Origin of the sequence: Arsenophonus endosymbiont of Bemisia tabaci Q2 (assembly GCF_902713415.1) — a bacterium.
Taxonomy (GTDB): Bacteria; Pseudomonadota; Gammaproteobacteria; order Enterobacterales; family Enterobacteriaceae; genus Arsenophonus.
In genome coordinates this window covers 1-9,271 of sequence record NZ_CACTIE010000053.1, presented here as the reverse complement: position 1 = coordinate 9,271, position 9,271 = coordinate 1, and the positions used below count along the sequence as shown (strand labels likewise).

The window sequence follows — 9,271 nt, the reverse complement described above, 5'->3', positions numbered from 1 at the left end:
GCTTTATTGGGCACAACGCTGTTTCCTATCGGATTATTTGATATTAATTCAATATTAACAGCGATGTTTTCTATGCAGGGGTCACCCAAGTCGTTATCCCAGTACTTCCTAAAAACAGTGTAATGATGATGGATAATGCAACTTTTCACAAGAAACAGAGTATTCAACAAGTCATCATCGATGCGGGGCATATAGTGGAATATTTGCCTACCTATTCGCCAGATCTTAATCCAATTGAACATAAATGGGCACAAGCTAAATGTAAAAAAAGAGCGCTCGGATGCGACACAGATATTTTGTTCGCACTCAATATAAGTGTAATCAAAATTAAATCGCTTAGCTATATGACCGATATCGAGACATTGCTAGGCGCGGAAGCTGACAATCTATTACAGCAAGCATCGCTGCCAAACCATCGCCCAAGAAAAATTATACCTACCCGGCACCAATTTTATTGATCGCGTTATGATAGATAATAACCGTCCAAACCCAGTTTTACGCTCGATGCAAACCCTATTTGATCACGGCAGACTCTCAGATAGTGGCTACCTTTCAATTCTTCCAATAGATCAAGGCGTAGAACATTCGGCGGCTGCCTCATTCGCGGCTAATCCACTTTATTTCGATCCTAAACATATTGTCGAATTGGCTATTGAAGCCGGCTGTATAGCTCAACTTAATTTTGATTACACCATATTGTGAGTGCGAACAAAATATCTGTGTCGCATCCGAGCGCTCTTTTTTTGCATTTAGCTTGTGCCTATTTATGTTCAATTGGATTAAGATCTGGCGAATAGGTAGGCAAATATTCCACCATATGCCCCGCATCGATGATGACTTGTTGAATACTCTGTTTCTTGTGAAAAGTTGCATTTTGACTCATAACTTTATCAGTAGTTCTACCAATTGTTTGCACAACACTGTTTTTATCAAATTTATCACCCACAGTTTTGCCTGTTTTTTCGATAAGTTTTTCCAGTGCTTTAATCGACTTTAATTTAACCGTTTTCCCGCTTGGCGGGGTGATCTCAACTACACCAGTTTCTGTCAGCCAAGTATCCATATTTTGCAAAAAATAAATAATATAGGCATTCGCGGCGACCAAGGCAGGTGCGGCGTCACTATTGTTTCTGGGTTCAGTAAGATTAATGGTATAGGTGGTATTTGTTGCACTAAATATCGCTTTTTCCGCTAGAACTAATTCATTGCCACTGTTAACCGCTTTGATCAGGTAAGGATAATTAATATTGTTATATTTTATAAGTATTAACATGCCAATCAAAACAACAGGATTATTACTATTCCATTTGGTGCCAGTTCCGCTAACAATAGCTGACTCACACTAGTGAGACTGTGCCAGTGTTATAAATCTGGGTAATCCCATTTTTAGAGGTATCAACGGTTTCTGCTTGCTCATCTTCTAAAAATTGTATTTCCTGTGTTTTCTGCTCATCGCCTTCGGTTGACAATGTCATCACCTGCGGCATTGCCTCCTATCAGAAAACAACAAATATCAGGTCATAAAAATATGACACAAATTGCTCGCTATGAGAGAAAAATAAATATTATTCCAATAGTGGGTGGTCAGAAAACAGAGCGGTGACAAAAATATAGTGAAATCATATAGTGAAAGTTAATAGCGAAATAATAGTGAAACGTGATTTAACTCACAAAAAAAGCAACCCTTTGGGTTTCTTTTTTAACTCGTTGATAATCAATAAGTTTTTAATATGGTGCCCAGGGCGGGACTTGAACCCGCACAGCCTTAAGTCCGAGGAATTTTAAATCCCTTGTGTCTACCGATTTCACCACCTGGGCTAAATTCTGGAGGCGCGTCCCGGAGTCGAACCGAGGTAGACGGATTTGCAATCCGCTGCATGGCCACTCTGCCAACGCGCCCTACTTAATCTAGCTTATATGTAGGGCTGATATTGTATGTAGGGCTGATATTGGAGCGGGAAACGAGACTCGAACTCGCGACCCCGACCTTGGCAAGGTCGTGCTCTACCAACTGAGCTATTCCCGCATTCTCACAATACTTAGTTAGTTTGTTAAACCCGGCATCGTTTGATGCGCTGCATTCTACTTGTTTGCTGTATTGAGTCAATACTACTATTAATTAATTCGGTTCGTTCGCTGATTTTTCAATCATTTCGATCAAGATTCATTCAAATTCTTCCAGGCGCCAGATAAATATTGAAACATAGACCAAAACGTTAAAATAGCCGCAAAATAAAGTAATATGAGAGCAATTACCTCAATTTGAATATTAGGATGCCACAGTAATCCAACTAATGAGAGCATCTGCGCGGCTGTTTTAAATTTTCCAATCCAAGAAACAGCTACACAACTACGTTTTCCTACCTCCACCATCCATTCCCGTAATGAGGAAATAATGATTTCACGCGCTATCATAGTCACTGTCGGTAATGTAACCGACCAAGTATGATAATATTCGGTCACCAAAACTAATGCCGTTACTACCATAATTTTATCAGCGACCGGATCTAAAAATGCACCAAATCTGCTTGTTTGCTGCCACAATCTGGCAAGAAAACCATCAAACCAATCAGTTAACGCAGCAATGACAAAAAGAAACGCACAAAAAAAAGGCGCCCAGTGAAAAGGAAGATAAAAAAATACCACAAAAAACGGAATCAATATGATACGAAAAAGTGTTAACCAAGTTGGAATATTTAATTGTATCATGCTCTATAATTGTCTGGCCAAAATAAAATATATATATACAATTCCACTACGCTTATTGCTTTAACGCATTATAAATTTTTTCTGCTAGTGCATATGAAATCGTTGGCACTTTTGCCATTTCATCAAGACTCGCATTACGTAAAGCTTGTAAGCCCCCCATATATTTAAGTAGCATCTGCCGGCGTTTAGGACCTACCCCTACAATAGACTCTAAGGTGCTGGTATTTTTAACTTTCGCCCTACGCTGACAATGTCCTGTAATCGCGTGATTATGTGATTCATCACGAATATTTTGTATTAAGTGTAGCGCTGGTGAATCAGGCGGTAATGAAAGACCTTCTCCATCAGGTTTAAAAAACAATGTTTCTAAGCCGGCTTTGCGATCATGTCCTTTAGCTACCCCTATCAATTTGGGTCCCGTTATGTCCCAATCAACATTTAATGCCTGGAATACACCGATTGCTTGAGCTAGTTGTCCCTTGCCACCATCAATAAAAATAACATCTGGTACTTTATTTTCATCTACATGTTTACCATAACGTCTCGTTAAAACCTGATACATAGCAGCATAGTCATCACCAGGCGTAATATCAATTATATTATAACGACGATATTCAGAACGTAAGGGCCCATTACTATCAAAAACAACACAAGATGCTACAGTTTGCTGCCCCGATGTATGACTAATGTCAAAACATTCCATGCGATAAATATTTTCTAGTCCTAGAAAATCAGCTAATGCCTCTATTCTTTGGTGAATAGTTGATTGTTGTGCAACTTTGGTGGTCAATGCTGTCGCTGCATTAGTACGAGCCAGTTTTAAATATTTAGCTTTTATACCTCGCGGTTTCACTTGAATGTTAATTTTACGCCCCGCTATTTTAGTCAATAAATTAGCAAATAGCGCTTTTTCCGGTAATAAAAAATCCAATAATATTTCTGCTGGTAAAGACCGAATTTCACTACCCTGTAAATAAAATTGACCTAAAAATGTTTGCACAACTTCACTTAATTGCGTATTTGCAGGGATCTTTGGATAATAACTACGGCTACCAAGTACTTTCCCTTGGCGAATAAAGAGCACCTGAACACAAGCAATACCTAAGTGATAAGCAACGCTAATTACATCTAGATCTTGCGTATTACCAGTGACAAATTGTTGCTCTGTAACCGCTCTAACGGCTTGTATTTGATCGCGATAACGCGCTGCACTTTCAAATTTAAGAGCTTGGCTGGCCTGCTCCATATTTTGGATTAATTGATTAAGAACTTGCTGATCCTTACCCGATAAGAATAAACGAACATATTCTACTTGTTGATGATATTCTGCATCAGCAACCAGGCCCTTAACACAGGGCCCAAGACAGCGATTAATTTGATATTGGAGGCATGGTCTGGATCGGTTGCGATAGACACTGTCGTCACACTGACGCAATGGAAATAACTTTTGTAATAAAGCCAGCGTTTCTCTGACAACATGAACACTTGGAAATGGGCCAAAATAGTCCCCCTTTGCCTTCATAGCACCACGATGCATAGTCAAACGTGGATGTTTATCCGCACTTAAAAAAATATAAGGATAGGATTTATCATCCCTTAACAGAACATTATAACGAGGCTGATAAAGTTTAATATAGTTATGTTCAAGTAATAAAGCCTCGGTTTCTGTATGTGTTACAGTAATGTCAATCTGAGCAATATTTTTAACAAGTTTTTCGGTTTTACGGCTCGTTACTTGCCCTCTAAAATAACTCGCTAACCGTTTTTTTAAATCCTTAGCTTTACCGACATAAATAACCACCCCAGATGTATCGTACATACGATATACACCTGGTTGATTGGTTAGTGTCTGCAAAAATACTTTCGGTTCAAATAGTTCAGGCACTATAATAAAAACTCTCTGTTTGAATCAATCTCATCCGTTATAGCTATATGAGTTAATTCTACATCACTACGCACTTTTAGTTTACTAAACATTCTATATCTATAGCTATTTATTGTTTTTGTGTTTAAGTTGAGCTGTTTTGCTATTTCGCCAACTGGTATACCACGCGTCACCATAAGCATAATTTGTAATTCACGATCAGATAAAAGGTTTAAAGGATTGCTCATTTCTGTATCTAATTGATGCAATACCAGCCATTGTGCAATATCCGGCGACAAATATTTTTGCTTTAATTTAACGACACGAATGGCATGCAGTAAATCGCTTTTTTTCGCCTTCACACTCAGTAAACCTCGTGCTCCAGCTTCTAGCGCCTTCATTAAATAGATATTTTTCTTTTCAGTAGAATACATAATTATGTCTATATCACGGATCATCCTAATTAAACTTTGTAATTTTTTAATTAATTCATAGTCGCTTGTTCTGCCATTTAATAAAATAATTTCCGCCGTATTTTTTCGGCACCATTGTATGGCTTTATTCAAAGAGACAACATGCCCAGCTATTTTCATACCCTTTTTTTATCAAAAATAGACTGCATTCCCAATCTAATAAACTCATTATCTTCCACTAATAATACACTGATCAAAGAAATCTCCCTCTTCTTATAAGTAATGAAAATGTCATTATCATTAATAAATAAATTTATTTATGCTAGGCAATCACTATATTTTATAAATAAAAATAGAAATTTAATAAAATAAAAATAATATTATTCCAAGATACTGTTATAATCAATATAAAATAATTTGAAATATAAATTTTTACTATTTTTTGCACTTTATTTTTTCAAAATTTGCAAAACATAAAACCAAAAACAATAACAAAAGCGATCCATCTGTAAAGCATCGCAACCAGATTTATGAGGTAATAATCAAACTGACAACAAATATAGTGCCAAATAAAAAAATACCTAAAGAAAAATGATAATCTGATTGGAAATATTTAATGAATAAAGAAATGAATACAAAATAAATAAAATAACTAAAGATAGCTGCAAGTAAACAGTAAGATGATTGTGTTAAATTAATACTAAATAATAATGCTAAAGAATAAGCTTTATTAGCTAAAAAATACCAGTAATATTGCTAAGCTCAACGAGCTAAAATTTAAAGTCGGCTGTAATAACCTAGATATATTTATATTATATTCAGTTATTTTCATTGAATCTCCTCAATACCATTAACTAAAATATTACCAAGATACTAATGATTATAGAATTATAAATATAAAAAAACTGGTTTAATTTATTTTTAATTATTAAGGATATGTTGTTCTGTAAACAATGCCGTTTTTTAGTAAGGTTATAATGAAAAGGATTACAATCAACATAAAATTGAGTAACTAGAAAACCCATTTTACTCTTTTCAAATAAAACAGCACTGGCATAATAACGTTCAGGTTTAAACGTCTTAGAAAAAAGATGCGTACCATATTTATGGCAAAAGATTCGCATTAGCCATATAGAATAGCGACAATAACTAACATAGTAATTACCTTCGATGGAAAAACCATTTTGAACAATAAAGGTCATTAACAAATCACTATTCCATTTTTGACATATCATACAATTACAGACAGAGATTTCATAACAAGTCTGTTCTGTTTTTAATATAACAGGCTGATATAAAGATTGATCCTCATACTGCATAAACATGCCATTTTATTATTAAAAAAATAGAAAAATAGAAATTTTTTAAAATCAATAACTATTTTTAACTAAAAGGATTGAGTAATATATATGTGATCTGGCTCGTTATTATGCTATTTGACTATCTCAAAAATGATAAATGTTTAACAAAAAATTGCTTAATCAAATCAATGCTGACTTTCCAAAAATTTCTGTTTAAATTGATACGGAAAGGTAAAAGCACTCAATTATTTGAAATTATAATAATAAAAAAGCTATTGAAAATATCTTCAATAGCTTCTTATGTATAAGATATCTAATTTATACTTGAGTAATACGATTAAGTAATGGCGCCGTAAGTAACATAATTAATGCAATAACTGCTGTTACTATACCTATCTTCATGAAAACATGACTATATATGCTCAATGATACTAAAGGACTTAATAATTCACCTTGAGGAGTTGCCGTCATAGAAGCAATAAAACCTGCAATAAAAGCAGCAGCTGAGCTGGTTAAAAACCATGAACCCATAATAAATCCCATCAAGCGTTGAGGTACTAGCTGCGCAACCATTGCTAGTCCCAAGCCAGAAATCATCAACTCACCAATACTTTCCAATCCATAAGAGAGTACTAACCATTTAACAGAAACAATACCTGCTTCATTCGCAAACTTTGCGCCTAATGGTAATATAAGAAATGCAGTCGAACAAACTACCATTCCGATCCCAAATTTATAAGGCATAGGCAAATTATCACCCATTTTATTATATATCGATGCAAGTATCGGGCTAGCAAGCATGATCCAAAGTGGGTTCAAAGCTTGGTATTGGGCGGGCTCAATACTAATACCCAAAATATTATGCTCTACATTGTGTATAGCAAAGAAATTTAATGATGTTGGCATCTGACTATATAGTACAAAAAATACAACTGCCTCTATCATTAAAATAAAAGCCACAATCATTTTTCTGCGAGCGGTACCCTTTAATGCAATAGTTTCCTTAACAAAAATAATTACAATAAAACATAAAATGATTGCCAGGGCGGCTCTTGCCACAGCCATATTATGCAATAACCAATTAGACAGTATAATAAGTGCTACTATACCGACAATAGTAAATAAATATTTAGACAATTCGATTGATTGAAAATCAGGTTTAGAGCCATAGTCTTTAACCCAATTTCTGCATACTAAGAAATTAACTAAAGTAATAATCAGGCCAATTACACTCAATGAAAATGCAATATCCCAGCCATAGTGCTTTGCCAGCCAGGGGGTCGCCAACATAGAAAAGAATGAACCGATATTGACAGCCATGTAGTACATTGTAAATGCACCATCGAGACGTTGATCATTTTTATCATAACAAATAGAAAGTAACGAAGAAGGATTTGCCTTAAATAAACCATTACCAACAGCAATGGTTGCTAATCCAAGATACACTAATAAAACATCGTGACTGGAATAAGCAATAAAAGCATAACCAAAAATAAGTACGATAGCACCAAGTATAATAACCCTTTTTGTACCTAATATCTTATCACCTAACCATCCACCAATTGCAACAAAACCATAGACCAGTGCAGTAAAAGCAGAAAATAATATAAAAGATTGAGCTTCAGACATTCCTAACATTTGAGTTAAATAGATTGTCAAAATCCCCTGCAAACCACTGAAGCCAAATCTTTCCCATAGTTCAATTGAAAAAATGAGATAAAAAGAACGTGGTTGTTTGAAAGCATTCAAACTGATATTCTTGGTATTATTCATTGTGGACACAAGTTACCTCTATACAGCTAATACGTTTATATGCACATGCATGCAACATTGTCGTTTACTTTATAGTTATAAGTTAAAATATCAAATAAAAGCTAAATAATCGCAACTAGTGATCACGGTTAGTTTGTCAATTACGACATAATCATGCGATCACCATCATTTATAACACGTTATTTTTATTCTTGTAACAACGCGGGAAGAAAACCAATATAGAAAATATATTCAATAAGTTAAGATTTTTGAATACATTCCATATTCTGTTTTCAACATCTAACTTTTACATAAGTAAATGAAGCATATATAGCAATATACGCCATTTATGCATAAAATAAAGAATTAATTAGTAGTAAAGTATAACAACAGGAAAAATTTAGAAGATATATGACTATCAACTGATACTTTAGTTTCCATTTGAAATTAAAATTTAATTTTAAAAAATCTATATTATGTAATAATAACTTCATATTTTGTCAAAATGTTATTTAATCTAAAAAACACATTGATCAATTGGAATGTAATACAACAAAAATCAACATAATTATTTACAGAAAGTTATAAGCCAATAATGCAATTAATAAAAATTTATAATAAACATATTGATAATATAATAATTAATGGAAAATATCGGATTCAAAAAATAAATCAGTATAAATTGGATATCTTATGCTCAAAAAACTTAATTGCTAAACCTTATTTTACCTAACTACTCAATTCTAGGAAAAAATAATATTATTTAATTTTTTAATATTATATAAAAATTAATTATAAAAAGTGTTACTAACTAAATATAGAAGAGTTATGAATCAATCAAAATACTAGAGTTAATTTTAATGATTAGATATTTTATAAAAAATAGAATTTCAAATAAGTGCTAAATTAGATAAAAACATACCATATAAAGTAAAATTATTATTTTAAACTTTAGTAAAAATTATATTTATTAATAATAATTATGTAACGCTAGCGAGAAAAATATTAATTAATTATTATCGTAAAAATTTTTATTACAAAATAGAAAGCATTAAATTTATTTATATTATTAAAATAATCATACCATTTTTATGAAAAATAAATTTATTGCTATTGTAAATTTTATTACTTATCTGCTGAAATTTAATTATTTCTATACACATTGTCAATATTCCCAGCCAATTCTGCCAATAAGTCATTAGAATTGCACGAATGAGATGTTTTAGAAACTA

At 33.3% G+C, this 9,271-nt stretch carries 7 protein-coding genes, 3 tRNA genes and 2 pseudogenes; 2 read left to right on the top strand and 10 right to left on the bottom strand.

The window, feature by feature from the left end:
- Positions 1 to 53: 53 nt before the first annotated feature.
- Both ARSQ2_RS13540 and ARSQ2_RS03115 read left to right on the top strand, forming a co-directional pair.
- Positions 54 to 251, top strand: a pseudogene (locus tag ARSQ2_RS13540) (transposase); the annotation flags it as partial.
- A gap of 93 nt (positions 252 to 344) precedes the next feature.
- Positions 345 to 666 (top strand): annotated as a pseudogene (locus ARSQ2_RS03115) (class I fructose-bisphosphate aldolase); the annotation flags it as partial.
- Here ARSQ2_RS03115 and ARSQ2_RS03110 read toward each other — a convergent pair.
- The 10 genes from ARSQ2_RS03110 to dtpA all read right to left on the bottom strand — a co-directional run bounded on the left by ARSQ2_RS03110 (position 598) and on the right by dtpA (position 8,069).
- Positions 598 to 774, bottom strand: a complete 177-nt coding sequence (locus ARSQ2_RS03110; RefSeq protein ID WP_181994316.1) for a hypothetical protein — start codon at positions 772 to 774, stop codon at positions 598 to 600. The pseudogene ARSQ2_RS03115 and the gene ARSQ2_RS03110 sit on opposite strands and share 69 nt — an antisense overlap.
- Positions 761 to 1,273: a transposase gene (locus tag ARSQ2_RS12390; RefSeq protein ID WP_238334284.1), complete on the bottom strand. Its 513-nt coding sequence runs from the start codon at positions 1,271 to 1,273 to the stop codon at positions 761 to 763. The genes ARSQ2_RS03110 and ARSQ2_RS12390 overlap by 14 nt, the downstream gene beginning before the upstream one ends.
- Before the next feature lie 64 nt (positions 1,274 to 1,337).
- Positions 1,338 to 1,475: a hypothetical protein gene (locus tag ARSQ2_RS03095; RefSeq protein ID WP_238334283.1), complete on the bottom strand. Its 138-nt coding sequence runs from the start codon at positions 1,473 to 1,475 to the stop codon at positions 1,338 to 1,340.
- 256 nt (positions 1,476 to 1,731) lie between these two features.
- Positions 1,732 to 1,818 (bottom strand) — tRNA-Leu (locus tag ARSQ2_RS03090).
- A gap of 7 nt (positions 1,819 to 1,825) precedes the next feature.
- Positions 1,826 to 1,899: transfer RNA gene (locus tag ARSQ2_RS03085), tRNA-Cys, on the bottom strand.
- A 51-nt stretch (positions 1,900 to 1,950) separates the two neighbouring features.
- Positions 1,951 to 2,026, bottom strand: a tRNA-Gly gene (locus ARSQ2_RS03080).
- Between the two features lie 131 nt (positions 2,027 to 2,157).
- Entirely contained in the window at positions 2,158 to 2,706 is a 549-nt protein-coding gene (pgsA, locus tag ARSQ2_RS03075; RefSeq protein WP_181994315.1) for a CDP-diacylglycerol--glycerol-3-phosphate 3-phosphatidyltransferase, read from the bottom strand.
- A 55-nt stretch (positions 2,707 to 2,761) separates the two neighbouring features.
- Complete coding sequence (gene uvrC, locus ARSQ2_RS03070) at positions 2,762 to 4,594, bottom strand: excinuclease ABC subunit UvrC (protein WP_181994313.1); 1,833 nt, start codon at positions 4,592 to 4,594, stop codon at positions 2,762 to 2,764.
- Positions 4,594 to 5,166, bottom strand: coding sequence for a LuxR C-terminal-related transcriptional regulator (locus ARSQ2_RS03065; protein WP_181994312.1), 573 nt, complete (start codon positions 5,164 to 5,166; stop codon positions 4,594 to 4,596). Before ARSQ2_RS03065 ends, uvrC begins: the two co-directional genes overlap by 1 nt.
- A gap of 1,439 nt (positions 5,167 to 6,605) precedes the next feature.
- Positions 6,606 to 8,069 (bottom strand): dipeptide/tripeptide permease DtpA, encoded by a 1,464-nt coding sequence (dtpA, locus tag ARSQ2_RS03060; protein WP_420837729.1) that lies wholly within the window; start codon positions 8,067 to 8,069, stop codon positions 6,606 to 6,608.
- Positions 8,070 to 9,271 lie beyond the last annotated feature (1,202 nt).